Annotated in this window: 27 protein-coding genes; 10 read left to right on the top strand and 17 right to left on the bottom strand. The window is 42.0% G+C overall.

The annotated features are described in order from the left end of the window. Window positions 1-23: 23 nt before the first annotated feature. On the bottom strand, window positions 24-857 hold the full coding sequence (locus ACTJJQ_RS10055) for a PRD domain-containing protein (protein WP_026050173.1): 834 nt from the start codon (window positions 855-857) through the stop codon (window positions 24-26). Window positions 858-908: 51 nt separating this feature from the next. Continuing rightward, window positions 909-1,187, bottom strand: coding sequence for a hypothetical protein (locus tag ACTJJQ_RS10050; protein ID WP_440600165.1), 279 nt, complete (start codon window positions 1,185-1,187; stop codon window positions 909-911). A 501-nt stretch (window positions 1,188-1,688) separates the two neighbouring features. Here ACTJJQ_RS10050 and ACTJJQ_RS10045 point away from each other — a divergent pair. Both ACTJJQ_RS10045 and ACTJJQ_RS10040 read left to right on the top strand, forming a co-directional pair. Next, window positions 1,689-4,112, top strand: a complete 2,424-nt coding sequence (locus ACTJJQ_RS10045; protein ID WP_440600164.1) for a S8 family serine peptidase — start codon at window positions 1,689-1,691, stop codon at window positions 4,110-4,112. A gap of 81 nt (window positions 4,113-4,193) precedes the next feature. Continuing rightward, window positions 4,194-4,421, top strand: coding sequence for a hypothetical protein (locus ACTJJQ_RS10040; RefSeq protein WP_024719490.1), 228 nt, complete (start codon window positions 4,194-4,196; stop codon window positions 4,419-4,421). Between the two features lie 11 nt (window positions 4,422-4,432). Here the strand turns inward: ACTJJQ_RS10040 and ACTJJQ_RS10035 are convergent, their stop codons facing one another. From ACTJJQ_RS10035 to ACTJJQ_RS10025, 3 genes are all read right to left on the bottom strand, one after another. Then, a complete protein-coding gene (locus ACTJJQ_RS10035; RefSeq protein ID WP_327872015.1) occupies window positions 4,433-5,437 on the bottom strand; it encodes an LLM class flavin-dependent oxidoreductase in 1,005 nt (334 codons plus the stop codon). 54 nt (window positions 5,438-5,491) lie between these two features. Further along, window positions 5,492-6,241 (bottom strand): oxygen-insensitive NADPH nitroreductase, encoded by a 750-nt coding sequence (gene nfsA / locus ACTJJQ_RS10030; RefSeq protein WP_017368283.1) that lies wholly within the window; start codon window positions 6,239-6,241, stop codon window positions 5,492-5,494. Window positions 6,242-6,351: 110 nt separating this feature from the next. After that, complete coding sequence (locus ACTJJQ_RS10025; RefSeq protein ID WP_008345489.1) at window positions 6,352-7,563, bottom strand: FtsW/RodA/SpoVE family cell cycle protein; 1,212 nt, start codon at window positions 7,561-7,563, stop codon at window positions 6,352-6,354. 477 nt (window positions 7,564-8,040) lie between these two features. On the opposite strand from ACTJJQ_RS10025, the gene ACTJJQ_RS10020 reads away from it, so the two are divergent. Beyond that, window positions 8,041-8,304, top strand: a complete 264-nt coding sequence (locus ACTJJQ_RS10020) for a spore morphogenesis/germination protein YwcE (RefSeq protein WP_008345491.1) — start codon at window positions 8,041-8,043, stop codon at window positions 8,302-8,304. A gap of 77 nt (window positions 8,305-8,381) precedes the next feature. Here the strand turns inward: ACTJJQ_RS10020 and qoxD are convergent, their stop codons facing one another. The 8 genes from qoxD to ACTJJQ_RS09980 all read right to left on the bottom strand — a co-directional run bounded on the left by qoxD (window position 8,382) and on the right by ACTJJQ_RS09980 (window position 17,649). Then, the gene (gene qoxD, locus ACTJJQ_RS10015) at window positions 8,382-8,762 is read right to left on the bottom strand and encodes a cytochrome aa3 quinol oxidase subunit IV (protein ID WP_007497818.1); all 381 of its coding nucleotides are present in this window, start codon (window positions 8,760-8,762) and stop codon (window positions 8,382-8,384) included. Between the two features lies 1 nt (window position 8,763). Then, window positions 8,764-9,381: a cytochrome aa3 quinol oxidase subunit III gene (qoxC, locus tag ACTJJQ_RS10010; RefSeq protein WP_007497820.1), complete on the bottom strand. Its 618-nt coding sequence runs from the start codon at window positions 9,379-9,381 to the stop codon at window positions 8,764-8,766. After that, window positions 9,381-11,339, bottom strand: coding sequence for a cytochrome aa3 quinol oxidase subunit I (gene qoxB, locus ACTJJQ_RS10005; RefSeq protein ID WP_008345496.1), 1,959 nt, complete (start codon window positions 11,337-11,339; stop codon window positions 9,381-9,383). The genes qoxC and qoxB overlap by 1 nt, the downstream gene beginning before the upstream one ends. 27 nt (window positions 11,340-11,366) lie before the next feature. Beyond that, window positions 11,367-12,323 carry a cytochrome aa3 quinol oxidase subunit II gene (qoxA, locus tag ACTJJQ_RS10000; protein WP_089374137.1) on the bottom strand — a complete coding sequence of 319 codons (957 nt, stop codon included), beginning with the start codon at window positions 12,321-12,323 and terminating at the stop codon, window positions 11,367-11,369. A 513-nt stretch (window positions 12,324-12,836) separates the two neighbouring features. Beyond that, the gene (locus ACTJJQ_RS09995) at window positions 12,837-13,919 is read right to left on the bottom strand and encodes a M24 family metallopeptidase (RefSeq protein ID WP_440600163.1); all 1,083 of its coding nucleotides are present in this window, start codon (window positions 13,917-13,919) and stop codon (window positions 12,837-12,839) included. Window positions 13,920-13,926: 7 nt separating this feature from the next. Next, a complete protein-coding gene (gene galT / locus ACTJJQ_RS09990; protein ID WP_440600162.1) occupies window positions 13,927-15,447 on the bottom strand; it encodes a UDP-glucose--hexose-1-phosphate uridylyltransferase in 1,521 nt (506 codons plus the stop codon). Window positions 15,448-15,478: 31 nt separating this feature from the next. Continuing rightward, entirely contained in the window at window positions 15,479-16,471 is a 993-nt protein-coding gene (gene galE / locus ACTJJQ_RS09985) for a UDP-glucose 4-epimerase GalE (RefSeq protein ID WP_024719494.1), read from the bottom strand. Then, window positions 16,471-17,649: a galactokinase gene (locus tag ACTJJQ_RS09980; protein WP_024719495.1), complete on the bottom strand. Its 1,179-nt coding sequence runs from the start codon at window positions 17,647-17,649 to the stop codon at window positions 16,471-16,473. Before ACTJJQ_RS09980 ends, galE begins: the two co-directional genes overlap by 1 nt. 181 nt (window positions 17,650-17,830) lie before the next feature. Between ACTJJQ_RS09980 and ACTJJQ_RS09975 the strand changes: the two genes are divergently transcribed. Then, window positions 17,831-18,676: an AraC family transcriptional regulator gene (locus tag ACTJJQ_RS09975; protein WP_008345501.1), complete on the top strand. Its 846-nt coding sequence runs from the start codon at window positions 17,831-17,833 to the stop codon at window positions 18,674-18,676. Between the two features lie 34 nt (window positions 18,677-18,710). Here the strand turns inward: ACTJJQ_RS09975 and ACTJJQ_RS09970 are convergent, their stop codons facing one another. Together ACTJJQ_RS09970 and ACTJJQ_RS09965 are read right to left on the bottom strand one after the other, a co-directional pair. Beyond that, on the bottom strand, window positions 18,711-18,968 hold the full coding sequence (locus ACTJJQ_RS09970; protein ID WP_008345502.1) for a hypothetical protein: 258 nt from the start codon (window positions 18,966-18,968) through the stop codon (window positions 18,711-18,713). A 26-nt stretch (window positions 18,969-18,994) separates the two neighbouring features. Continuing rightward, complete coding sequence (locus ACTJJQ_RS09965) at window positions 18,995-19,378, bottom strand: GtrA family protein (protein ID WP_024719496.1); 384 nt, start codon at window positions 19,376-19,378, stop codon at window positions 18,995-18,997. A gap of 458 nt (window positions 19,379-19,836) precedes the next feature. Here ACTJJQ_RS09965 and ACTJJQ_RS09960 point away from each other — a divergent pair, with 458 nt between their 5' ends. The 6 genes from ACTJJQ_RS09960 to ACTJJQ_RS09935 all read left to right on the top strand — a co-directional run bounded on the left by ACTJJQ_RS09960 (window position 19,837) and on the right by ACTJJQ_RS09935 (window position 24,223). Further along, on the top strand, window positions 19,837-19,977 hold the full coding sequence (locus tag ACTJJQ_RS09960) for an anti-repressor SinI family protein (RefSeq protein WP_008345506.1): 141 nt from the start codon (window positions 19,837-19,839) through the stop codon (window positions 19,975-19,977). A gap of 298 nt (window positions 19,978-20,275) precedes the next feature. Continuing rightward, window positions 20,276-20,965, top strand: coding sequence for a class I SAM-dependent methyltransferase (locus ACTJJQ_RS09955; RefSeq protein ID WP_017368290.1), 690 nt, complete (start codon window positions 20,276-20,278; stop codon window positions 20,963-20,965). Continuing rightward, complete coding sequence (locus tag ACTJJQ_RS09950) at window positions 20,958-21,626, top strand: glycosyltransferase family protein (RefSeq protein ID WP_035702484.1); 669 nt, start codon at window positions 20,958-20,960, stop codon at window positions 21,624-21,626. Before ACTJJQ_RS09955 ends, ACTJJQ_RS09950 begins: the two co-directional genes overlap by 8 nt. A 107-nt stretch (window positions 21,627-21,733) precedes the next feature. Beyond that, entirely contained in the window at window positions 21,734-22,048 is a 315-nt protein-coding gene (locus ACTJJQ_RS09945; RefSeq protein ID WP_025208191.1) for a DUF485 domain-containing protein, read from the top strand. Further along, window positions 22,045-23,583, top strand: coding sequence for a solute symporter family protein (locus ACTJJQ_RS09940; RefSeq protein ID WP_282833292.1), 1,539 nt, complete (start codon window positions 22,045-22,047; stop codon window positions 23,581-23,583). Before ACTJJQ_RS09945 ends, ACTJJQ_RS09940 begins: the two co-directional genes overlap by 4 nt. A 301-nt stretch (window positions 23,584-23,884) precedes the next feature. Continuing rightward, the gene (locus ACTJJQ_RS09935) at window positions 23,885-24,223 is read left to right on the top strand and encodes a DUF4288 domain-containing protein (RefSeq protein WP_017360152.1); all 339 of its coding nucleotides are present in this window, start codon (window positions 23,885-23,887) and stop codon (window positions 24,221-24,223) included. 7 nt (window positions 24,224-24,230) lie between these two features. Here the strand turns inward: ACTJJQ_RS09935 and ACTJJQ_RS09930 are convergent, their stop codons facing one another. Beyond that, the gene (locus ACTJJQ_RS09930) at window positions 24,231-24,338 is read right to left on the bottom strand and encodes an IS3 family transposase (RefSeq protein ID WP_366966485.1); all 108 of its coding nucleotides are present in this window, start codon (window positions 24,336-24,338) and stop codon (window positions 24,231-24,233) included. Between the two features lie 630 nt (window positions 24,339-24,968). Beyond that, window positions 24,969-25,343 carry a nuclear transport factor 2 family protein gene (locus tag ACTJJQ_RS09925; protein ID WP_008345523.1) on the bottom strand — a complete coding sequence of 125 codons (375 nt, stop codon included), beginning with the start codon at window positions 25,341-25,343 and terminating at the stop codon, window positions 24,969-24,971. Between the last annotated feature and the right edge of the window lie 42 nt (window positions 25,344-25,385).

Genomic DNA, 25,385 nt, shown 5'->3' with positions numbered 1-25,385 from the left:
AAGCCTGCGGACAGGCACAACCTTTACACCAATTCGGCATCCTGCAGACGCTGGACATGCAGCGTGATGTAGCCGATCTCCGATTCAGGGAGATGAAGTCCATATTCTTTTTTCAGCAAATCAGCCAGTCCAAGTGCACACCGGTAAGCCGAATCATACTTTGTTTGGATAAAAGTCAGCATGTCATCGTCCATGATTTGAAATGCTTCATTCGATTCCAACCTGCCTAATGCATACCTCAAATGTGTCACAAGCCGCTGATATGAAATACTATCCTCATCAATCGAGCGCTCAAAAACGCTTTCGATATGCTCGATCATTTCTTTGATCATCGTTGTGTATTTGACCGTCTTCTTCATGGACTCCGTATTCATTTTGGCCGTATGAATATGAAGCGCCACATACCCTGCCTCATCGTCCGGCAGGTCAACCCCAAGCCGCTCCTTTACATAACGAATGGCATACTTTCCAATATCATATTCCTGCTTATATAAGACTTTGATCTCACCAAGCAATTTATTATATAGCACAATGCCTTTTTGAACGCGTTCAATGGCAAAGGATAAATGATCTGTCAGTGAGATGTGGATATGATCACTGAGCGGCATCATGAGTTCACCCTCTGCATAACTAATAATATGCTCTGCCACCTCAATATGCGCTTCTGGCAATGTCGCAAGAATTTGTTTGAATTTCTCATTTTCTTCACGCACAACAAAAATCTTCTCTATTTTTTGAACGGGAACGACGTCATTTTTCCCCTTCTGAAAAGCAATTCCGGGCCCCATCACAATTTTCTCCTGATCACCCTCCTTTACAACCACTGCATTGTTATTCAATATTTTATATATCTTCAAGGGGCATCCTCTCCCACAGATAACGTGTCTTATGTGGGATTTTACCCTGTTTCAACTTTTCTGTAAAGATAAGAACGGACCGGCACGCGCCTCTCTCGTTGTCTTTTCATAAAGCATCATCAGACTTTCTTGAAACGGCTTTTCTGTCCTGCGCTTTTTCTTCTTTTCATCTGCCAGTTTCTCTAGCTTTCTCTCATTCACCGCAAGAAAGAATACTCCATCCACTGCTGTCACTTTCACCCCTTGCTTCTTCAGCAGCTCACCAGGATTCACAAGCACATTCATCACAAAACCAAACCATACACTCAACCAGTTCTTCCATTTCTTCACTGAACATCCCTCCGATTTCCTTAGAATCTAGCAGTTCTAGCAAATTAACTGTTCCTATCATATCCCGAGAAAAAAGAGAGGTTTGTCACAATCTGGGTGAAAAAACGAACTAGTTTTCAGAAGTTTTGTTGAAAAGTGCAGAAGATGATCATGTTCCACAATGTTTCTATGAAAATTTTATACACACACTATCCCAAAGATAAGCACATCTTATCAACAGAGTTTATCCACATATCAACACCCTCTTACTAGATTTTGTGTATGAGATTTTTTTATTTTCCATATATATATCTGAATAATCGAGTTATCAACAGATTATTGTGCATAAGTGTGACTTTATAAACAAAATAGTTCTTTATGACTATGTAAAATAAGACCATTTTAGTAAAGGAATTGGTTTCATCGTATGGAATACTTAATAACGGGCAGTGAATCTTTCCTATTTATCCACAAAAAGAAAGGCTATCTCCCTAAATACACAGCTAGAAAGGGGAAAATTAATTGAAAAAAGTAATCTCTCGTTCTTCTGTTCTATTGTTCTCCACTATTTTTACCTTATCCACATTCTTTTCAGGTCAGGCTGCTGCCGCTCCATCGAACAAACAGGTGGAACTGGAAAAAGCAGAAATCTTCGGCGAAATCAATGTTAAGTCTAGAAAACACACCACTGTCATTGTTGAATTAAAGGAAAAATCCTTAGTTGAAGCCAAGCAAGAAGGCGAAGCACAAACAAAAGCCTCTCTCAAAAAATCTCGAACGAAAGTAAAGAATGCAGCACTCAAAAAGTTAGATAAAGCAAGTGTTCGTCAAGAATATGAAAAAGTCTTCTCTGGTTTCTCTATGAAACTTCCTGCAAACGAAATCCCGAAACTGCTCGCAGTTGACGGAGTAAAAGCCGTTTATCCGGATGTTACATATCAAACAGATGAAGTGAAAAAGAAAAGCGTCCAGCTTCCTAATGAGGATGTCTCTCCACTCATGGATAAAAGTGCTCCATTTATCGGTGCCCCAAAAGCTTGGGATGCCGGCTACTCTGGAAAAGGAGTAAAAGTCGCTGTCATTGATACTGGCGTAGACTATACCCACCCTGATTTAAAAGGAAACTTCGGATTATACAAAGGCTATGACTTTGTTGATAATGACTATTCTCCACAAGAAACACCAAAAGGAGATCCTAGAGGCGAATCGACAGATCATGGTACACACGTCGCAGGAACAATTGCGGCAAATGGACAAATTAAAGGTGTCGCAAAAGATGCTACCCTTCTTGCCTACCGTGTCCTTGGACCAGGCGGATCAGGAACAACTGAAAATGTCCTTGCAGGCATCGACCGGGCTGTCACTGACGGAGCCGATGTCATGAACCTTTCTCTTGGAAACAGTGTGAATAACCCTGATTATGCAACAAGCATCGCGCTGGATTGGGCCATGTCTGAAGGGGTTGTCGCTGTGACATCAAATGGAAACAGTGGGCCGAACAGCTGGACCGTTGGATCTCCTGGGACATCAAGAGATGCTATTTCTGTCGGAGCCACTCAGCTTCCGTACAGTCTATACAACGTGAAATTCCCGAACTATTCAACAGCAAAAGTGATGGGCTACTATCAAGAAAATGATTTAAAAGCACTTGACCAAAAACAAGTCACACTCGTCCAAGCAGGCATCGGTGACGAAAAAGCTTTTGAAAACATCGATGTCAAAGGAAAGGTGGCAGTGATTGAACGTGGAGCCATTGCCTTTGTTGATAAAGTGGACAATGCGAAGGCTGCTGGTGCGATCGGCGTTGTCATGTACAACAATACCGATGGAGAAATCCCTGTGGATGTACCAGGTCTAGCCCTTCCGACGATTAAGCTGTCAAAAGCGGAAGGAACAGCGCTTGTTAAAGCCATTGAGGCTGGTAACAATACAACGACTTTCTCGATTCAATTTGTAAAAGAGTTAAGTGAACAAGTCGCTGACTTCTCATCTCGTGGACCTGTTGTCGATACGTGGATGATCAAACCAGATCTTTCAGCACCTGGCGTGAGTATTGTCAGCACCATTCCGACACACGATCCATCTCAGCCATACGGCTATGGATCTAAGCAAGGAACAAGCATGGCATCTCCTCATGTAGCCGGAGTAGCAACGATTATTAAACAAGCAAAACCATCGTATTCTACAGAGCAAATTAAAGCGCTGATGATGAATACAGCAGAAACATTGTATGACCCAAATGGCAGCCCGTTCCCTCACAATACGCAGGGCACAGGCAGCGTTCGAATCATCGAATCACTTCAAGCGTCTTCTATTGTGTCTGATGCAAGCTATTCGTACGGCACTTTCTTAAAAGAAAAGGGCGTTCAAATCAAAACGAAGAAGTTCAAGGTAGAAAACCTGTCAAAAGCGCCGAAAACCTATACCATTGATTACAAGTTCGATGGCAACGGCATTAGCACAAACGGCACGAAAAAAATCACAGTGAAAGGGAATTCCACAGGGTCCTTTACTTCCGCAGTACAAGTGAATTATGGGAAAACGAAAAAAGGAACGTACCAAGGCAGTATCACCATTCGCGAAAATGGCAGAAAGGTCACTGAAATCCCTACTTTATTGATTGTAAAAGAGCCTGATTACCCGCGCGTCACTTCGGTTTCTGTAGAGCCGGATAACCGTGCTGGAAGCTATGTTATTAGCAGCTATCTCCCAGGCGGTGCTGAGAACCTTGCATTCCTCGTCTACTCGACAGATGGAGAGTATTTAGGTGAAGCAGGAGTTTATCAACATGTTGATAAAGGAGAGCATCGTGTGAAATGGAATGGCACGATCAATAAAGGACAGAAGTTAGAAGCAGGTGAGTATACAATGCTTGCGTATGCGAGCCTGAAAGGTAAATCAGATACGGTTCAAACGAAAGAACCATTCGATATTTATCCTGAATAAACAAGAATCACATAAAAAGCCTTGTATGAGCCCATCAGCTCAACAAGGCTTTTCTATCATGTATGGAGGAAAGAGAAATTCATGTTGATATGGCTATGGATCGTTTCTTTTATGACGGCTTTTTTTCTCACGATCACCTTGGTTTATTTTTTTACCTTTTTACATGCAAAACAGCCTCGTCCTTTTCATCAAGCATGTGAACTGACTGTCTATACCACCTGCATTTATCCGCTTAGCTTGGCGGTGACAGCCGCCTTTATTCTCACCATGATGCTCCTCTATCCCTTTTATTGGCTGCGCAAATGGTAAAATGACATACGTTATGCATCAAAAGCTTCTTTTAATAAACGATACGATGTGAGACGGTCTTGCATGTGATGTGTGATGGTCACAGCAATCACTTCATCTGTACGATACGCCTTTGCGAGTGCTGTCAGCTGTTGCTTCACAGAGGACGGCGTGCCAACAACCATTCTCTGTCGATTGGCTGCTACTCGTTTTTGTTCATATGGACTGTAGGAATAGGCCTTTGCCTGTTCAAATGAAGGAAAGCCGCCAAGGTTCTGTCCTTGTTCGTTAGCTAATAATGATAAATCTAAGCTAACAGCCAATTTTTCTGCCTGTTCCTCTGTTTCTGCACATAAAACGAAGACCGCAAGACTGACACGCGGCTCATCACCAAATTCTGAAGGTTCAAATCGGCTGATATACTGCGACACAGAGTCTTCTCCGCCTTCTCCATTAATGAAAAGAGCAAACGTATAGCCTGCACCTGCTTTTGCGGCAAGCCGTGCACTTCCTCCAGAAGAACCTAACATCCATACCTCTGGGGCAGTTTCTACCTTAGGAGAAGCAGTCAGGTGAGGCAGCGGATAAAATTCATCGGCTAAATCATGTAAATACACCCTTAATTCTTCTACCTGCTCAGGGTATTGATCACCCAGTCGCTTCCGTTCTCCATGATGAAGGGCAATGGAGGAGATCGGCATACCTCCAGGAGCACGTCCAATGCCAAGATCAATTCTTCCCGGAGCCAAGGCTTCGAGCACTCTGAAGTTCTCTGCTACTTTATAGGCACTGTAGTGGGGCAGCATGACACCGCCTGAACCAATACGGATATGTGACGTCACAGCTGATAAATGACCGAGAAGCACCTCTGGACTCGATCCTGCGAGCCGGTTTGAAAAGTGATGCTCTGATACCCAAAAACGATGATAGCCCCATTTCTCTGCCTGCTTCGCCAGCTCGACGGTTTGCTTCAGTGCCTCAGCAGGCGTCGCATCTCCAATCAAAGGAGATTGATCGAGTATACTTAATTTCATGATGTCGCACCTCTTACACAAATCCCCCTCTCTCACTCGAAAGGGGGATTTCCTGATTTATTTTCGATTAAAGCCCTTCTCTTTCACAAAATCTCCGAGGAAAGCACGTTTTGGCTGGCTAAAGCCTCGAAGCATTTGCTCAGACCATGTATCTTTTCTCTCACCGTTTGTTCGTTCTTCATAATATGATGAAATACGATCATCGTATTCTTTTAAATAACGATCCACATGAGCTTCGTCTTGCTGATATGTGTTTTCATGATAGATCAGCTCAACGGGCAGCCGTTCCTTTTGAGATGATGGATTGGCAGGATGTCCTATGGCCAGACCGAATAGCGGCAGCACATAGGAAGGTGTTTCAAGTAGTTCGGATACTTCCTTCAGCTGATTACGCAGTCCACCGATATAGCAGATGCCAAGTCCCATAGATTCTGCGGCGACACTGACATTTTGCGCAGCGAGCGCCGCATCAATCACACTGATAAGAAAGGCTTCAGTATTCTCAAGCGCTTCTTGATGGTTCTTTCCTGCTTTTTTTGCGATATAGTCGTGGCGTTTCAAGTCTGCACAGAAAACAAAAAAATGCCCATTCTTCTCAACGTATGGCTGATTTCCAGCCAGTTCAGCAAGTTTCGCCTTCTTCTCCTGATCTGTTACACCAATGATACTATACGCCTGTACATAGCTTGATGTCGAAGCAGCCTGCGCACTTTTGATAAGTGTCAGCACTTCTTCCTCTGTCAGACGCTCATCTGTAAACGAACGGATGGACCGATGATTTAAGATGGTTTCTATCGTTTTATTCAATTCGAAGACCTCCTTCACTCCTACTATCATAAGTCAAATGAACATTGCTTTTCAAAAGTTAGAACTCACGACAAAAAGGCAGCCTACGCTTAGACTGCCCTTTACCCGTTTTATTTAAATAAATAACTTTGATATTTCGTTAACTGAACACTTGCATTATAGGCGATACCAAATCCAATAAGAACTGATAAAACAGAGCTTCCCCCGAAGCTGATGAATAAGAGTGGTATCCCCGTTACAGGCATGACGCCTATGTTCATGCCAATGTTCTGGAATGTATGGATGACAATCAATGCTGTATATCCTACACAGAAAAATGACGCAAACCGGCTATAAGGATGGATACGGTCAATCAACACAACAAGCCTGTAAATCAGGAAGAAGAACATGATCACCACAAATGCGCAGCCGACAAAACCAAAGGCTTCCCCTATGATAGAGAAAATCATATCTGTCTGTGCTTCTGGAACATAAACTTTTAAGTTTTTAACACCGTTCCCGAATATTTGTCCTGCCCCAATTGCCATAATGGCCTGCTCGACTTGATATTTATCAGATCCAGATGCATCCTGTGTCTGGGCTTGGTTGGCTGTCGAAGAACTATCAGGCAGCCAAGCGGTAATCCGGTTGATCTGATACTGCTGAATCCCGATCTTTTGTGCGAAATCAGGGAATAGAATAATCACGGCTAACACAGCGGCAACTAAGAGCACAACCACTGAACCGATGAGAGAGATCAATTTCCAGTTGACCCCTGATAAAAAGACCATGACAACGACAATAAACATACATACCGCAGCCGTACCTGCATCTTGCAAAAAGATGAGTCCGACTGGTACAGCAGCCACGCCGGCAATTTTTAATAGTAGGAAAATATCATCTTCTAATGTTCGTTTTCCTCTTGGGGTTGCCTTCCCAATGACAGAGGCGAGCATCATAATCAAACCAATTTTCATGAACTCTGAAGGCTGAAATGTTCCAATTCCAGGTAACACAAACCAACTTTTTGCACCATTTTTAATTGGAGCAAAATCATGACCTGCAATTTGTGCAGGGGCAATTTTCAAAAGAATTAAGAGCATAATGCCGCCTATAAAAATATATAAGCTCAACTTTTCTAATTGTTCCAGATCGAAGTAATTAATAGCCACAATACATATGACCCCGACCATGTAGTAAATGATCTGTCTGGTCCATGCATTAGATCCATATTGCCCAAACTGTCCCGCAGCATAAATAGCGATGACACTGATGGCAAAGAAGGCTAAAAATATAAAAATCAAATCTCCCTGATAGTAAGGAGATGTATTCTGCTTGTTCATGAACTAACCACCCTTATTACAAAACATAAAAGCCCTTATTTATATTAGATTGAAATTTTCACAAAAGCAACTCACCTTAAATATGACGGAAGTGACACCTGAAAGGTTCCATTCTATTTTCAAAAAATGAAATACTTTTCATCCTAACAATAGGAAAAAATTCCTTTCCACTCTATCATGACAACCGATCATAAGTCCTTTAAAAAGATTATTTTACAGATTTTAAGGGGAAAATTCAATGACTTATGTGGCGATATGAAAGGTGAACATCTTGCCAACATAAGCTTAACTGAGGTATAAGAAAAAAAACAATTTCTGCGGAATAAGGCCCATTTTCCAATTATTGAGTTTACTTCAAAGTCAATTGTGGTATAATATTTGTAACAAAATGTTCACAATATCTCCTAAAAACAGACACAATTGCATCCTGACCTCTCATTTGAATTTGGACATCAACTTACAAAGGAGTTGGATACGATGGATATGTTCTTTGCGTACCTATGTATTGCAACAGCTACACCCCTGTTTTTATGGTTAGAAAACAGAAAGATTGCATTAGCATCTATTCCACCCATCATGATTATGTGGATTTTCTTCGGTCTTTACATGACAAGCAGTTTATCTCCAGCAGGACATACCTTCATGATCGCATTCTTTGCCATTAACGTGATTCTGGCTCATATTGCAGCTTTCCTCATCTATGGACTTCCATTCATTCGCAAAAGATTCAGTAGCAGATAGATATTGCATCATCAATTGGAAGCGTTATCACAATCAGCATAAAAACCACTCATCTATGAAAGATGAGTGGTTTTTTATTATTTCTCTGAATGCTCAGACTGCTTTGGCGCAGATGGTGAATAACCGTCTTTGCTGTTCTCTCCGTGGCTGTAGTGAGCCGCGAAGATCCAAACAGACCCGATGACGAAAATGATCGCACAGAACAGACCAAACAAAGTATTTCCGACTTGAACAGTCCCGTTCTCACTCTCTGTCATGTGCATGAACATGAACAGCTGCAAGAATGCTTGAATGAAGGCAAAACCAAAGATAATCCATAGTTTTGCGGAACTGCCAATTTCAGCTCCGATGGCAATCCAGAATGCTAAGATGGTTAGCACAATGGAGAGAATGAAGCCGACTACGTGTTTCCAAGGGAAGTGTTCGTGCTCTGCTGAGGAATGTGTTTTTCCAGCCATATCACAAAAGCCCCCCTAATCCGATCAAGTACACAGCTGTGAAGATGAAAATCCATACAACATCAAGGAAATGCCAGTATAGACTTGAGATAAAGATCTTCGCTGCTGTTTGTGGTGTTAATCCACGTTTTTTAATTTGGAACAAGACACCTGTAATCCAGAAGATACCGATGGATACGTGTAATCCGTGAGTTCCTAAAAGAACAAAGAATGCAGACCAGTATGCACTTGTATGGATGCTCGCACCCTCATGTACATAATGGAAGAATTCGAAAATCTCAAAACCAACGAAGCCTGCACCTAGAAGCAGTGTCAGAATCGTCCAAATGACAACCCCTTTTGTACTTCCACGGCGCATTTCATGAACGGCAATTCCGCATGTAAATGAACTCACCAATAGCAGGAATGTCATGATCAGTACAAGCTTCATATCAAATAGCTCAGCTGGCAAAACGCCGCCAGCTGTTCTGCCATGAAGAACAAAGTAGGTCGCAAAAAGTGTTGAGAATAACACGATTTCCGCGCCAAGGAATATCCAGAAACCAAGGATGTTTAAACGTCCTGTTTCAGACTGATATTCAAGCGGTGCATTTGCATAGCTGCTATCATTATGTCCCATTACTTCTGCGCCTCCTTATTCTTTTTCTCTGTTTCAATCACTTCTTCAACAGGAATATAGTAGCCATCGTCATATTCAAATGAACGTAAAATCATTGTTGCGAATACACCAATTAAGCCGATAACGCCAATCCAGTACCATTCAAATACAAGACCGAATGCACCAAGTCCGAAGAATGCAGACATGATCAGCGGTCTGCCTGAATTGTGCGGCATGTGAATTTTCTTGAATTCTTTTTCAGGATGAACGTCTACATTGTTTTGCTTCCAATGATGGAATGCATCTGGTGACGTCACTTCTGGAAGTGCTGCAAAGTTATAATGCGGCGGAATTGCAGAAGATGTCGCCCAGTCAAGCGTACGTCCTTCTCCCCAGCTGTCTCCAGACACTTCACGTTTCGCATGTCTCCAGCTGTAGTAAATGTTATAGCAAAGGATGATGAATCCGATACCCATCATGAACGCACCAATTGTTGAAATAAAGTTTAGTGCAGTCCAGCCATCTTCTGGTCCATACGTATAAATACGTCTTGGCATTCCTTGCAGTCCTAAGAAGTACTGCGGGAAGAAACAGATGTTAAATCCGATCATGAATACCCAGAAGAACCATTTGCCGATTCGTTCGTTTAACTTGTAACCAAACATTTTCGGATACCAGAAAACAAGACCTGCAAAACAAGCAAATACAGTACCTGCGATTAATACATAGTGGAAGTGGGATACTAAGAAGTACGTGTTATGGTACTGGTAATCCGCAGCTGCCATCGCAAGCATAACCCCAGTCACACCACCGATTACGAAGTTCGGGATGAAACCAAGTGCCCAAAGCATTGGGGATGTAAAACTGATACGGCCTCGATACATTGTAAAGAGCCAGTTAAAGATTTTCACACCTGTTGGTACAGAAATCGCCATTGTTGTGATCGAGAAGAATGAGTTAACCGCTGCACTGTTCCCCATTGTAAAGAAGTGGTGAACCCACACAAGGAAACTAAGAACAGAGATTGCCACAATCGATACAACCATCGCTTTGTAACCAAACAACTGCTTTCTTGAGAACGTCGCAAAGATTTCTGAGAAAATACCGAAAGCTGGCAGGATAACGATATATACCTCAGGATGTCCCCAAATCCAGAAAAGGTTCGCCCAAAGCATTGGCATACCGCCCGCTTCGAGTGTAAAGAATGCTGAACCGAATAAACGATCGAATGTCATAAGTGCTAAAGCAACTGTTAAAACAGGGAATGCGAAAACGATAATGACAGACGTGATCAATGTTGTCCATGTAAACATCGGCATACGCATAAGCGTCATACCTTTTGTACGCATTTTTAAGATGGTCACCATGAAGTTAATACCTGTCATTAGTGTACCAATACCTGCAATTTGGAGCCCGAGCAAGTAGTAGTTCTGTCCAGGTCCTGGTGAGAAATCATTTCCGGCGAGCGGCATGTAACTCGTCCAGCCTGCACTTGGTGATCCTCCAATAACGAAGGAAATGTTGAACAGCATTGCTCCGACCATAAATGTCCAGAAGCTCAAGTTGTTCAAATACGGGAATGCAACGTCACGTGCACCAATTTGAAGAGGAACCACGACGTTGATTAAACCAATTAAGAATGGCATCGCCATGAATAAAATCATGATCGTACCATGCGTTGTGAAAATTTCATTATAGTGGTTTGAATCTAAAAACGTATTATTAGGAAGCGCCAGCTGCGCGCGCATCATCAGTCCGTCTACCCCACCGCGGAAGAACATAATCACAGCAGCAAGGATATACATGATTCCAAGCTTTTTATGATCAACTGATGTCAGCCATTCTTTCCAGAGCCATTTCCACTTTTTGAAGTAGGTTAAAACAAACACAATGGCAATGGAAGTAAGAGCGATAGAAATTTGCGCACCAAGAATTAATGGGTCTCCAGTTACAAAAAACTCATCCCATTTTAAATGCATAACGGCCTCCTCCTTTCCTTAGTCAGTTTATTCGTTTTCTAGTTTTCTTTTATAGTTCTTCACATTCTCGAAAGGATCTGTCTTGGAATGCGGAGAAACTGATTGGTAACCTAAACGTTTGCGTGCTTGGAGTGCATATTCAGAATCCTCTCCGTGCTTCGCAAAAGATAAATGTGTTGATGAGAATGTCTGCACATCTGCAGCATCAGGAAGCATCAAGTAGTCATACGTTTTCTTCGTTAACTTTGGTGCTTCTTTTTTCGTTTTATTTACCCATTTATCATAGTCAGACTGCGTCATCGCATTGACTTTGAATTTTTGCTGAGCAAAGCCTTCGCCTGTGAAGTTGGCGTTTCTTCCTTCATATGTGCCTACTTCATCAGCTTGAAGATATTGTTCCATTTCCATTCCAGCCATCGCATACTTCTCCCCGCCTAGCTGAGGAATCCATAGTGATGCCATTGTATCAGCAGAAGTGATTTTAAATAAAACCGGCTGATCTTTTGGAATGTTTAAGTAGTTCACTGTTTCAATATTTTCCTCTGGATAGCTGAAGATCCATTTCCAATCAACTGCTGTAGCATAAACGACAAGTGGATCTTTATGACTTGTTGCTTGAGGCGCCTCTTCCAAAGAGTAAATTGTTTTTACAGTTGGAACTGAAAGGGCAGCAACGATTAATATTGGGATCACTGTCCAGACAACTTCTAGAAGCGTATTCCCGTGTAGTTCTGGGTTATAAGAGGCGTTTCCAACGTCCTTACGCTCACGGTATTTAACCAAAATGATGGTAAACAGTACAAATACCGCACCAACGATAAAGAGCATGAATCCAATAGATAATAGGATTAAGTCTTTTTGTTGTGCTGCGACTGGTCCTTTAGGATCTAAAACAGCGATATTGCTGCAACCTCCTAATACAAAAACACTCACGAGCATCGCTAATAAAAGCATAGGTTTAATGGCTCTGAACAAGAAGATCACCATCCTTCCTTAAATAATGTATAAATTGCTGAATAATTGTGAAAAGCCATCTGCCTTCGAAAACTTTTCTTCCCTTTGTAATGCTATCAAAATCTGTTGGAGTTAGCTCCCCTTTTTTCAAAAGTTCATTTATTTTTCAACAGATTTCTATTGAAATGTCATAAATTCGCCATAAATTTATATTATTGCACACACAATAAATTTCTAGGATTTTGAAAAGTTGAGAGTTGAAGGCAAAGGACATACAATCAAGAACTTTGTCAAATTTAGGTTTACCACAATAAAAAAGTTTGGTCAAATTTCAATTTAACTTTATGAAATTTTATCTAGGTAAACAATTCTGAAATAGGTATCCCCATATTTAACAAAAACCTTACTCATTTTAACGCAAGTCGACAAGAAAAGAAAGTATCGATCCTCCGCCTATGCGCTGTAATGATTGGTAATGGTGATAAATGAGTGGAAACTCACTAAAGACTTCCAGCAAAAAACCGGCTCATCGCCGGCTTCTCATTATTCGTCTCTCACCAAAATGTCTGGTCGTCTATAGATGCTTCCTTCATGTTCTATGTCTATATACGTCCACTTGCCTGTATAGGTTAAAAAGCGATTTCCTTCTTTCTCGACGACCATCGTATCTTCTGATTTCAATCCTGGTAAGGAAGGATTCCAAGTGAATACTTGATGAAGCTGGATCTCTTCCACCGATGTAGGAACTGCAATGATCTCTCTAGACACAAATCCAGTCTTGCCTCCTTGGTGAAGCTTTTTCCAGCTATCAGGAAATCCTTCTTTTTCATATTGAGCAATGCCGGCCTTCAATACATCTCCAATGGTGTTCCCTGGACGAGTAGCCGCATTCATGACCGTGTCGATTCGCGCAAGCCTTTCCTTGTTTTCTTCAAGCTCCTTTGGTAGCTGTCCAAAGTAAACGGATCTTGTGACATTTGCCACGAGTCCATGCCGTTCAGCACAAAGGACAACCAGTGCATGCTTTTGAAGTGCTTTTTCTGTTGGGATCGGATGGCGATATTGATGAATCCGGTCATCTGTTGCCACAAGCAGCACTTCTATCGTCATCCCCTGCCCGATCGCTCTTTGAGCAACAAGCGAAGCAATTTCATGCTCCGTCTGTCCTGGAACGATTTCTCGACAGACACTTTCTACAATAACAGCTGTTTCATGACAAAGGGTTTCATATTGGCTGAGCTGTGGCGCTGAAAGGATCGATCGAACACGAGACAAATCGGGTTCGATCCATTCCACTCCTTCCATTTGAATGTCCGCACCAATTCGTTTGTCTTTTATGAGTGTTTGAATGTAAGGAGTCTCATCCTCAAACCAATCCATTGTGACGACTTGAAAGGGATGGTCAAAATACGCCATTTCTTCTTCAATGATTCGTTTTTCTTCCATTTGATTCACAACTAGAACAATATCGTCTTTCAACACAAGGAGCTGACAAACGCCCTCTGGCGTATTTAACACAATGTGGTTTCTTCTTCCTCCTGTAAGCCAAGAAAAGTTATTCCGCTTTTGAATCAGAACACCGTCGAGTTGTTTTTCTTCCATTAAAGTTCTTACCTGTTCAATCATCAACTCATCACCTGCCTGTATGGAGTGTTTGAATGAAACGTTTAAATGCTGTTTTCCCTTGCTCTGTTCTTTTAAACACACCCGCCTGCGCGAGTATACGGGAAAAAATGAGGCCGATTTCTTTTTGTAAAATGGCTTCTACGTTGTCCTTCGTAAAGGTATTCTCTTCGATCAAACGCGCTGCCCATGACTCGTGCTTCATGATAGACGGGCAGGCTTTGATTTCTTCAAGAGGGTGTTTGGATAGCAGCGCCGCTTTTAGCTGGCTTAATTCCTCTGCTAATCTTCCAGGAAGGACGGCGAGACCCATAACCTCAATTAATCCGATATTCTCTTTTTTAATATGATGAACTTCTTTGTGCGGGTGGAAGATTCCGTCGGGGTGCTGCTTGTCTGTACGGTTATTTCGTAGCACGAGATCTAATTCGTACTCATCCCCTTGACGGCGTGCAATTGGTGTAATGGTATTGTGCGGGGTCTCTCCTGTATGAGAGAACAGCCCCGCTTCTGGATCTGAATACATTTTCCACTCATGTAATATAAAATCCGCTGCCTCCGCAAGCGTCTGCTGGTCGCTACTTTGAAGCCTGATCACTGACATCGGCCATTTCACAATACCCGCCTTCACCCTCGGAAACTTTTCGAGAGAAAACACTTCTTCCATCTTTGCTTTCGCCATCGGAAATTCATGAGCACCACCTTGAAAGTGGTCATGACTTAATATGCTGCCTCCAACAATGGGAAGATCAGCATTTGATCCTATGAAATAGTGCGGATATATAGATATGAAGGAAAGCAGACGCTCGAAGGTCTTTTTAGATATCTGCATTGGTTCATGCTCGCCCTTGAACACAATACAATGTTCGTTGTAATACACATACGGCGAGAATTGCATAAACCACGACTCATTTGTAAGTGTCACCGGAATAATCCGGTGATTCTGTCTTGCTGGATGATTGATGCGTCCCCCAAACCCAACGTTTTCTTTACAAAGGAGACAAAGAGGATATTGCTTTTGACTAAGCTTTTTGGCTTCAGCGATCGCTTTTGGGTCCTTTTCCGGTTTCGATAGATTAATCGTGATCTCAAGCTCACCATCTTCTGTCGGTGTAAACCACTGCACATTTTTGGCGATTCTGCCTGTATGAATATAGTGGGCATGCTGCTGCATTTCATAAAACCAGCTTGTCGCTGCCTTTGGTCCGTAATGCTTGCGTTTCTCTTCAAACTTCGCATAGATGACACTCGGAGGCGCCACCAAGCAGCCCATGATTTTGGCATCTAATAAATCACGATACGTATCTGTCCCGTCAGGAATAAGACCTGTTTCAACTGCCCAATCGAGCATTGGCATTAAGATGTCTTCAAGGTCGCTGTCTCCTGAGACTGTTCTTGCCTCAGCATCATCGAGACCAAGCACCTCTAGCAGCCGGTTCCTTGTATAATCCATATCTAGTGGTGAGATCAGCTCTTTATTAACCCCATATTGAATCAGCTGTTCTAGCTTTTCAAAAATATCAATCGCCATTCCCTTTGTCTCCTCCCCTGCCTGCTACACGTTACTCACTTTGATAGCCATCTGGATGTTTCTGAAACCAATCCCATGCACTTTGAATGATGGTGTGGAGATCTGCATATTGCGGCTTCCATCCTAGTTCTTTCAGCGCTTTTTCTGATGAAGCAATCAGCTTAGCTGGATCACCCGCACGTCTTTCTGCCACCTGTGCTGGAATGGCATGACCTGTCACTTCTCTTGCGGCTTCTACGACCTGCTTCACAGAGAAGCCTGTGCCGTTCCCTAAGTTGTACGTCGCGCTTCCTTTTCCTTCACGCAGACGCTCAACCGCCAGAATGTGCGCCTCTACTAAATCCATGACATGAATGTAGTCTCTAATACATGTGCCATCCTCTGTTTCATAATCATCACCGTAAATCATGATTTGATCACGTTTTCCTAATGCCACTTGCAGAATAATTGGGATTAAATGCGTTTCTGGCTGATGATCTTCACCGACAATCCCTTCTGTATGAGCACCGGCTACATTAAAATAGCGAAGCACAACGTATTCGATACCATATGCCTGCTCAGACCACTTCAACATTTTTTCAATCGCGAGCTTTGTTTCCCCATAAGGATTTGTTGGGTTCGTCTCATCCGTTTCAACGATCGGTACACGCTTTGGTTCACCATATGTCGCAGCAGTTGAAGAGAATACAATACGTTTCACATCAAATTCATTCATCACCTGAAGTAAAGCCGTTGCCCCTCCGACGTTGTTGTCATAGTACTTCAGCGGGTCTGTTACACTTTCTCCAACAAGTGAATCTGCCGCAAAGTGCATGACCGCTTCAATGTCATGTGTTTGAAAAACACGTCTTAAAAAAGCGTGATCCCTTAAATCTCCCTCTTCTAATACGGCACCCTTTACGACTGCCTCTTTATGACCTGTCTGCAAATTATCCACAATCACCACTTGTTCTCCTTTAGCCAAAAGAGCCGCTACCGCATGACTGCCAATAAAACCTGCTCCTCCACATACTAAAATTGCCATCAAATGTCCTCCTTCGTTAATTCTCTAGCGCCGCCTCCAATTCCAGCTGTGTAAAAAGAGGCTTGAATGCCTGTTTTTTCTTGATAAATCGCACCTGTTTCTTCTATAAATGAGTCCAGCAGCTCTTCTTTCACAATGCTGACGGTACAGCCCCCAAAGCCAGCACCTGTCATACGAGAACCAATCGCCCCTGGATGTTGCCATGCGGCTTCAGCCAGTGCATCTAGCTCAAGCCCAGTGACTTCATAATCATTCTTTAAAGAAAGGTGAGATGCCTTCATGAGTGCACCTAGTTCTTCCATTTTATCATCTTTCAGAAAATTTACTGCTTTCATGGTCCTCTCATTTTCCGTAATGGCATGTCTTGCACGTCTTCTACACGTTTCATCTTGTATCAAATGTTCATGCTTAGCGAATTCATCCACCGTGAGCTCACATAAATGCGCAATATCTCGTTCTTTTCTAAGATCGTTTAAAGCAGATTGACATTCTGAACGGCGTTCATTGTATTTGGAATCTGCAAGTGTTCGTTTTTTATTTGTATTGGCAATGACAAGTGCCAGACCCTCTTGCCGAAATGGGCTGTATTCAAAGGAAAGCGTGTCACAATTGAGCAAAATAGCGTGACCTTCTTTTCCAAGACTAATTGAAAATTGATCCATAATGCCGCAGTTCACGCCAATAAACTCATTTTCAGCACGCTGCGCAAGAAGGGCTAGGTCGATTTGCGTTACACCGAATGACGACCATTCATTGATCAAGACAGCCGTGACGAGCTCAATAGAGGCAGAGGATGACAGGCCTGCGCCATTTGGGATATTGCCGGCATACACAATATCAAAGCCTTCTTTCACATCCATGCCTGCTTCGATAAACTGTTGGAATACTCCCTTCGGATAGTTCGCCCAGCCGTCCGATTCTGAGAAAGCGATTTCAAAAAGGTCGAACTCTTTCACACCTTCTTCTTCAAAATTCAAGGAATACATTCTGACGCGTCCATCTGATCGTCTTGCTCCCGCAGCATATGTACCAAGGGTGAGTGCACATGGAAAGACATGGCCCCCATTATAATCTGTGTGTTCACCAATCAGATTGACTCTGCCTGGGGCGAAAAAATAGCGGAGTTCTTCCTGATCTCCAAATTGCTGGTGAAATGCTGCTCGTAATGTGTCGATCATATCCATTCCCCTTTTCTCTTCTGATAATCTTATTTTAGTTGCCCCGTCAGCTGAAGTTCAATGGTAAAAAAATCGTTAAAAAATACCCTTTTTTTGCTGTGAATGGTACGATGTGATATGAGGTGTACCATGATTCAAAATAGAAAAAGGTTGTTTTTTGCTGTGAAGGAGGGTTTCCAATTTGAAGAAGGAAGCATTTGCATTTCGTTTTCACCATTCTGATGTGACATTGCCGGCCCAAATCTGGTCTGTTGGCTGGGAAGTTCAATCATCTTCGTTATACAGCTGGAATGGCGTAGAGCGGAAGGATCAGGGCAAGTGCATCTTTCAGCTCACACTGTCTGGACACGGCATGATTGAAATCGGACAGAAACGATTCAAAGTATTGCCTGGACAGGCCTTTCTGGTGAAAAGCCCCAGTGCTTATCAATACTATTTTCCAGAAGACAGTGAACATTGGGAATTTCTCTATTTAACACTTTATGGGGAAGCCTGTGACCTTTGCTTTGATCAATTTATCGATCAAGGAAAGCAGGTCATGCGTTTTCATCCGAATTCCAAACCGATCCGCCTGCTAAAGAAGATTTATGATGAAGCCAGTGAAAGACGGATTACCAATCCATTTGAGGGGTCTAGCCTTGCTTATCAATTTGTCATGGAACTGTATTCATATTTGCCAAAGCTTGAGGGACAAATGGAGAAATGGCCTGAGCCCATCGTCCAAGCGGCCTTATTTGCAAGCCACCATTTTCACGAGGAGATTGGGCCTGACGATATGGCAGCTGCGGCACGTTTATCCAAAAGTCATTTTACGAGGGAATTCAAAAAGGCAACTGGCTTCACACCGATTCATTATTTAACCAATATTCGTTTAGAAAAGGCGGAAACGTTACTGAAAACAACGAAATACTCGATTGAAGAAATCGCCACACAGTGCGGCTACCGAAACGCGAATTACTTGAATAAAGTCTTTCGAAAGAAAATCGGCATGTCTCCAAAGCAACTCCGGGAAACAAGCGATGCATAATAAAAAGCAGCCGCTTTTCAATTGGCTGCTTCTTTTACGCTTTCGTCAGGTCAACACGAATTCTCCCTTGTCTTAAAACAATGGTCATTTGCGTATCAGGGGTCATTAAATTTTCTAAAATGTCCGTCGCTGTTTGAAGCGCAATGTCCATTCGGTTGATCTTTTCCTTTTCTTGTTCAGAAAATGCTTCTGGATGTGCGGTCATTTCTTTGACTAGCCTCAACACTTGTTCATGCTGCTTTTCTGTTTGTTGATATATGGCATCATATAATTCGTCTGGCCTGCTGCTCATTTCACATCACCTATCTTTTTCATGTGTTAAATCGCATCTTCTTTTGTTTTCTTGAAGACGAACCATTTACTGGCGACATAATTGACCACGACAATCACAAAGTTAACAAGAATTTTTGCGACGGTTTCGTTGAGCGCCATTTGGCTCACAAATAAAATCATCAGCCCCAGATCTACACCTAGAGACATGAGACGGACACTAAAAAATGAAGAAAGCTCACGCATCAGGCTTTTTGTGTCACGAGCCTTTTGCTTGAAGACATACTTCTTATTGGTGATATAAGCAAAGAGCACAGCAAACACCCATGAAACAACCGTTGCTGTTTTGTAATCCATAGAAAACATCTCAACGAATAAATAGAAGCTGACTATGTTGACAATGGTTGTACACACACCCATGATCAGATACATGACAACTTCTTGATACTTTTGAAAAAGGCTATACATGTCTTTCTTCATTCCTTCTTGGTGAATTCTGTTTCTTTTAGAATACCATCTTAAGAAGAACTTCCCAAACGCACAATATGTGCGTCCTGCAAAGATGAAATTTGTTCACGCTGATGGCATATGTCAACCTTATTGGTTTATATGAGTCAAATGATTTAGGTCTTTATCATTATTTTAATTTATAATCTTTTAACTGACTTTACAATTGTTTATTATGAGAAGTAAGAATTCAATATTTATGGGTTTTTTAGTCATTTTTTTAGGAACGTGGTAGGTGATAGATTTTACAAAATAGGTTAAATGTCATCATTTTTCGACAAAAATCTATTTTTGTACTCCATTCACATACACGTACAGTTACTAGACGGTTTGTTCAAGTCATTGGTTGCAGATGAATATGTCTTATTGAACTGGAGGATATTATGGATACGCAAGTGAAAAGAAGAGTTGACGAAGAGTGGGTTTATTTGATTCAAGAAGCGAAAAAAATTGGACTAGGCATCGAGGAAATACAAGCTTTTTTAACATCCAACGGTGATCAGAAGATGATAAACAAACCGTAATCAACGCCGTTATCCTTTGTCTTTCAGATTGCTTTGGCTAAAGTTCTAACCTGTCAATTGACCTTTTAAACATCCTTTCATGACGATACGCTACAATAATTGAACACCTCATCATACCAATCCCTTCCACTCAATGGGGTTCTGTCTTTCTATTTTTAGGAGGACAGTCCGTTCCCTGTTCTTTATATGACCCCTTTTTAGCTGTCATTCATGGAAATTGCCCATTTTCGTTATAAAACCAAGCTCCCCACCCATATATTAAGCATGAGACACAAGAAAGAAGAAAGGTGGGTGGCGCGTGAGTTCAGATTCCCTATCTTATTATCATCAAAAGAAGGATCAATATTATCACGGTGTGAACCCTGTGATTGTCCATCGTATTCGTAAGGAATGGACGTCTATCTTGGATATCGGATGCGGCACAGGCCAGCTTGGCAAAGTCCTAAAACAACAAGACCGTACCATATATGGAATTGAATCTTTTGAAGATGCGGCAAAGCAAGCTGAGAAAGCGCTGGATCATGTTTTATGCGGCAATATTGAACAGATGGCGCTGCCTTATCAACATGAACAATTTGACTGCATCATTTTCGGAGACGTCCTTGAACATCTATTGGACCCTTGGGCCGTTTTAAAAAAGGTCAAACCTTTTCTGAAAAAGGAAGGGGTCATCTTGTCTTCCATTCCGAATATTGGTCATATTTCAACGGTTTTAGAATTACTGGCTGGGAGATTTTCTTATACAGATGCAGGATTAATGGATCAAACACATTTACGTTTCTTTACCCTTCACGAAATTCATGCCCTCTTTCAGTCAGCCGGGTTTCATGTTCGTGAGCTTGAAACCATTCGTGTACAACACCCTTCCTATACGGGCGTCATGAATGATCTACATGAATTACTCGTAAAACATGGCATCCGTTTTGATTTTAACGAGGCAGCGACTGCCTATCAATACGTGGTTGAGGCGGTTCAACTCAATGAGTAGCCCCACCATCTTATTTGTTTTATGTGTAAATGATGAGTCGATGTTTCAAGCTTGCTTCCGGCAGCTCGCTTCACTTCCTGCTCCGCACGGGTATCATGTAGAGGTTTTGCCTATTAGACATGCATCAAGTATGGCCTCTGGATACAATGAAGCTCTCACTCATCCTGCACAGTTTAAAATTTATCTTCATCAAGATACACTCATCGTCAAACAGCATATGCTTCTCGAGCTGATCCCACTTTTCTTGCAGAATCCGTCACTTGGCATGCTTGGGGTAATAGGTGCAGAAAGTGTGCCAGACAATGGAATCTGGTGGGAGAGCCATGATTGCAGAGGGAAAGTCATTGAATATCGGCACGACACCTATCAGCTACTGACGTTTGAATCTGGTCATCCACAGACAGAGCCCCAAGGTTATATCAAAGCTTCTGCTATTGACGGTCTTTTTATGGCAACACAATATGATATCAAGTGGCGTGAGGACCTCTTAGACGGGTTTCATTTTTATGATGTGTCACAGTCTTTTGAATTCGCTCAGCAAGGATATGAGATCGGTATTGCAAGGCAAGAAGAGCCCTGGTGTATTCACAAATGCGGAGATCATTTTGATGCAGAAGCATATGAAAAAGCAAGACAAACATTTCTTGCAAATTATCGATAGAAAGCACCCTTTTCGGGTGCCTTTTTTATGATATACTGTCATAAACAACCAGATCGTCTCATATGCATTGGAGTACCTTGTCCCTAATTCGTACAAAGGAGGAAACAATGGCAGACAAAAACGTTCATTATAAGAAGGTTGCCGCTTCAAAGGATTTTCGAAAACTTCTTGAGGAAAAACGCAGATTTATCGTACCGATGACGATTTTCTTTTTTCTCTTTTACTTTTCACTTCCGGTTGCTACATCCTACTTCACCTTTTTGAACACGCCAGCAATTGGAGCGATCACGTGGGCTTGGTTATTTGCCCTCACGCAATTTGTGATGACATGGGTTTTATGTGGGCTTTATGCAAAAAAAGCAGCTCAGTTCGACAAATATGTAAGCGCTTTAAAAACTGAATCTAGAGGTGATGACGAATGAGTATGACCGCTTTTATTTTATTCATAGCGATCGTAGGTCTCACATTGGTCATCACGTATTTTGCTGCGAAAAAAACAAGCAATGCGAGTGATTTTTACACCGCAGGCGGCGGACTGACTGGGTTTCAGAACGGCCTTGCCATTGCCGGGGACTATATGTCTGCTGCTTCATTTTTAGGGATCGCCGGCATGATCGCCTTAAATGGATTTGACGGCTTTTTCTATAGTATTGGCTTTCTTGTAGCGTATCTTGTCGTCCTTTATGTCGTGGCTGAACCACTGCGAAATCTAGGAAAATATACGATGGCTGATATGATTGCTGCACGATTTAAGCGTCCTGCCATTCGAGGGGTAGCCGCATTTAACACAATCACAGTCTCAACTTTTTATATGATTGCACAGCTTGTTGGGGCAGGTGCATTAATCAAACTGCTTCTTGGCATTGATTACTGGATTGCGGTGCTGATCGTAGGTGTCTTGATGACTATTTATGTCGTGTTTGGCGGCATGATCGCAACCAGCTGGGTACAGATCACGAAAGCTGTGCTTCTCATGCTGGGCACGCTGATTATTTCGCTGCTTGTGTTTGCCAAGTTTGATTTTAGCCTGCTGAAGATGTTTGAGCAGATGAAAACAGCGACCCCGCTTGGTGAAGCTTTTCTTCACCCGGGAAATAAATATGATGTGCCTTTAGAGACCCTGTCTCTGAACCTTGCCCTTGTGCTAGGAACAGCAGGTTTGCCGCACATTTTGATCCGTTTTTATACAGTAAAGGATGCCATTTCTGCGCGTAAATCTGTTCTATCCGCTACGTGGATTATCGGGATTTTTTATTTAATGACGGTTTTCCTCGGCTTCGGTGCCGCTGCTTTTGTCGGAACAGATGCAATTACGGCAGCCGATGCAGCAGGAAACATGGCAGCACCACTGCTTGCACAGGCCCTAGGGGGAGATTTTTTATTTGCCTTTGTTTCCGCTATTGCCTTTGCGACCATTTTGGCAGTGGTGACCGGTCTTGTTTTATCCGCCGCGTCTGCCTTTGCCCATGATTTTTATAGCCAGATTATCCGCAAAGGAAAAGCGAGTGAACGTGAACAGGTGAAGGCGGCACGCTTTGCTTCCATCGGCGTGGCCATCCTTTCCATCATTCTTGCATTATTTGCGCAATCTTTAAACGTCGCTTTTCTTGTATCTCTTGCCTTCGCAGTGGCAGCAAGTGCGAATTTACCGTTGATTATCTTCACTGTCTTTTGGAAACGATTTAACTCAACAGGTGCTATCGCAGGAAGCTTAACAGGTCTTCTGAGCGCACTCCTGATCGTGTCACTCAGCCCAAGCGTCTGGGACCCATCAGGGGCAGCAATTTTCACAGGAGAGCCGCTTATCCCACTATCGAACCCTGGGATTATCTCGATCCCGCTCGGATTCCTTGCAGCTTACTTAGGCACCATTTTCTCCTCTGAAAAAGCAGATGAAGACACCTTTACAGAAATTCAAGTAAAAGCACACACAGGCATGCATATGGATACAGATTGATGAGAAAAAGCCGGCTGCTCTGCCGGCTTTTTCAGTGTTCTTGCTATTTCAAAACTGTACTCAATATGGGATAAATTGGCCTTTTAATCTCTCTTTATATCTTTCTAACTTGTCACATTTCCTCAACGTGATCAACGAACAGCATGTGATGATGATCAGCAGAATTTCATGAACTTCTCCTCTGTTATCAATGATTCTTTTCAACCCTATTACCCCCATAGACTTCAATTCTCTTGTTATTCTTATGTTATCATTTTAAACACATACTGGAAATTCACCCCACAAGGAAGAAGTGAAACATATGCATAAATTGTACTCAGCAAAATTATTATTTGAATCTAGCTCCTCACCAAAGGTGAGACCGGATAAAATCTTTGAGGAACGAATCATTTTAGTGAGAGCAAAAAACAATCGAAAAGTGAAACAAATCGTCAAAGACCATTTTCCAGATGAGACATTTGAAAATGGGGATCATGGACAAACAACCACAAAACTAGTAGCCGTACTAGATATCTTTGAGCTAGTTGAAAACTTAGACGAAGGTCCCCTGCATTTAAGCGAAGTGTACAGCCGATATCTTCTTTTTGATCAAGAAACATCTGCTAAAGAAGCGATTGACGCTTATTCGTTAGACAAATAAAAGAAGTCTAAGCTACCAGTGTGTGACGGTATTCTATCGGAGCACACTGGTTTAATTTTTTCTGGAATCGATCGTGATTATAGAATTGAATGGAATGATTAATTGACAGCAGCACAAAAAGAGATAGTGGAGGGAATAAATGATGCCAACACTAGAAGAGAATGATGATTTTGTATTTGCTAAAGATGTATTTGTTTCTTCTTTTGAAGTGAAAGAAATTCAAGCTGCTATCATTAGAGATAAAGGTCGGTGTGCCTGTTAAGTTTGCAGGTGCAGTTTTCAATGCAGTGATTGGTTTTGCTGTAGGGGTGGTGTAGGTGTTATACAATCATTTATTATTAAAAAAGTAAAGCGGAAGCTAAAAAATTAGTAATCTCTATTGGTGTTGCTGTCGCAATTTCATTAAATGATTTGGATATCGGAACTCAAATTGCTAAACAGTTAGATAAGAGGGATAAGCGCGATAATAATGGTTGGTAGATATATATTAGGAGGAATGTTGTGAAGAGTATGATCAAGTATGCAGTGATGATTTTATTTATGAGTGTATTTTTCTATTATTACAATATGTTTGTACCTAAAAATGTTCTGTACATTTTCATTGCATTTCCATTTTGTTTTGTTGCTATAAGTTTGATTGATAAGCTATTTACGGATAAATAAATCTAATAATAAGCAAGCCTCATGCTTGCTTATTATCTCATACTGTCTAATTAGAGGGGATAATATCCGCTCTGCCGGCTTCTTAATATCGCTGGAATAACTCTGGGTTTTTCGGGACGTTTTCTAAATAAACGATCTTTCCTTGATCATCCAGCTCCGCAATATCAATGCCTTCTGCTGTATATACACGACCGTCTGTTAACTTTCCGCAAACAGCCCAGTTTGTTTCATACTTCCCATCTTCACGTTTCACCCAGCCATCCCACATATGCTTAATGTCTTCATGTACGTGGAAAAATGTGTTCAAAAACTGTGTGAACGCTTGGATGCCAGGCTTTTCAGCACCATTTAAGACAATCATGACATCATCTGAAAACAATGCCAGCAATTCGTTCATTTGCTCTTGCCCTTTTCCCGCTTCATCATATCGGCGAAAATACGTATCGAGCACTTCCATCATTCATTCTCCTTTATTTACCTGTCATTTCGAAAACAATCG

The organism is Bacillus sp. 22483, from assembly GCF_052044605.1.
Classification (GTDB): Bacteria; Bacillota; Bacilli; order Bacillales; family Bacillaceae; genus Bacillus; species Bacillus altitudinis.
Note: the sequence above shows the minus strand (reverse complement) of the source record. Positions and strands in the feature narration are given on the sequence as shown.

What these genes read in the sequence shown, in the direction of transcription:
- galE (WP_024719494.1), bottom strand. Translation starts at nt 16,471, where the DNA reads ATGGCAATTTTAGTATGTGGAGGAGCAGGTTTTATTGGCAGTCATGCG.
- qoxD (WP_007497818.1), bottom strand. Translation starts at nt 8,762, where the DNA reads ATGGCTGGAAAAACACATTCCTCAGCAGAGCACGAACACTTCCCTTGG.
- ACTJJQ_RS09925 (WP_008345523.1), bottom strand. Translation starts at nt 25,343, where the DNA reads ATGGAAGTGCTCGATACGTATTTTCGCCGATATGATGAAGCGGGAAAA.
- ACTJJQ_RS09970 (WP_008345502.1), bottom strand. Translation starts at nt 18,968, where the DNA reads ATGAGCAGCAGGCCAGACGAATTATATGATGCCATATATCAACAAACA.
- qoxC (WP_007497820.1), bottom strand. Translation starts at nt 9,381, where the DNA reads ATGGGACATAATGATAGCAGCTATGCAAATGCACCGCTTGAATATCAG.
- ACTJJQ_RS09980 (WP_024719495.1), bottom strand. Translation starts at nt 17,649, where the DNA reads ATGATCGACACATTACGAGCAGCATTTCACCAGCAATTTGGAGATCAG.
- ACTJJQ_RS09950 (WP_035702484.1), top strand. Translation starts at nt 20,958, where the DNA reads ATGAGTAGCCCCACCATCTTATTTGTTTTATGTGTAAATGATGAGTCG.
- ACTJJQ_RS09965 (WP_024719496.1), bottom strand. Translation starts at nt 19,378, where the DNA reads ATGTATCTGATCATGGGTGTGTGTACAACCATTGTCAACATAGTCAGC.
- ACTJJQ_RS09960 (WP_008345506.1), top strand. Translation starts at nt 19,837, where the DNA reads ATGGATACGCAAGTGAAAAGAAGAGTTGACGAAGAGTGGGTTTATTTG.
- galT (WP_440600162.1), bottom strand. Translation starts at nt 15,447, where the DNA reads ATGGCGATTGATATTTTTGAAAAGCTAGAACAGCTGATTCAATATGGG.
- ACTJJQ_RS09940 (WP_282833292.1), top strand. Translation starts at nt 22,045, where the DNA reads ATGAGTATGACCGCTTTTATTTTATTCATAGCGATCGTAGGTCTCACA.
- ACTJJQ_RS09945 (WP_025208191.1), top strand. Translation starts at nt 21,734, where the DNA reads ATGGCAGACAAAAACGTTCATTATAAGAAGGTTGCCGCTTCAAAGGAT.
- ACTJJQ_RS09935 (WP_017360152.1), top strand. Translation starts at nt 23,885, where the DNA reads ATGCATAAATTGTACTCAGCAAAATTATTATTTGAATCTAGCTCCTCA.
- qoxB (WP_008345496.1), bottom strand. Translation starts at nt 11,339, where the DNA reads ATGCATTTAAAATGGGATGAGTTTTTTGTAACTGGAGACCCATTAATT.
- ACTJJQ_RS10025 (WP_008345489.1), bottom strand. Translation starts at nt 7,563, where the DNA reads ATGAACAAGCAGAATACATCTCCTTACTATCAGGGAGATTTGATTTTT.
- ACTJJQ_RS09995 (WP_440600163.1), bottom strand. Translation starts at nt 13,919, where the DNA reads ATGATTGAACAGGTAAGAACTTTAATGGAAGAAAAACAACTCGACGGT.
- ACTJJQ_RS10040 (WP_024719490.1), top strand. Translation starts at nt 4,194, where the DNA reads ATGTTGATATGGCTATGGATCGTTTCTTTTATGACGGCTTTTTTTCTC.
- ACTJJQ_RS10020 (WP_008345491.1), top strand. Translation starts at nt 8,041, where the DNA reads ATGGATATGTTCTTTGCGTACCTATGTATTGCAACAGCTACACCCCTG.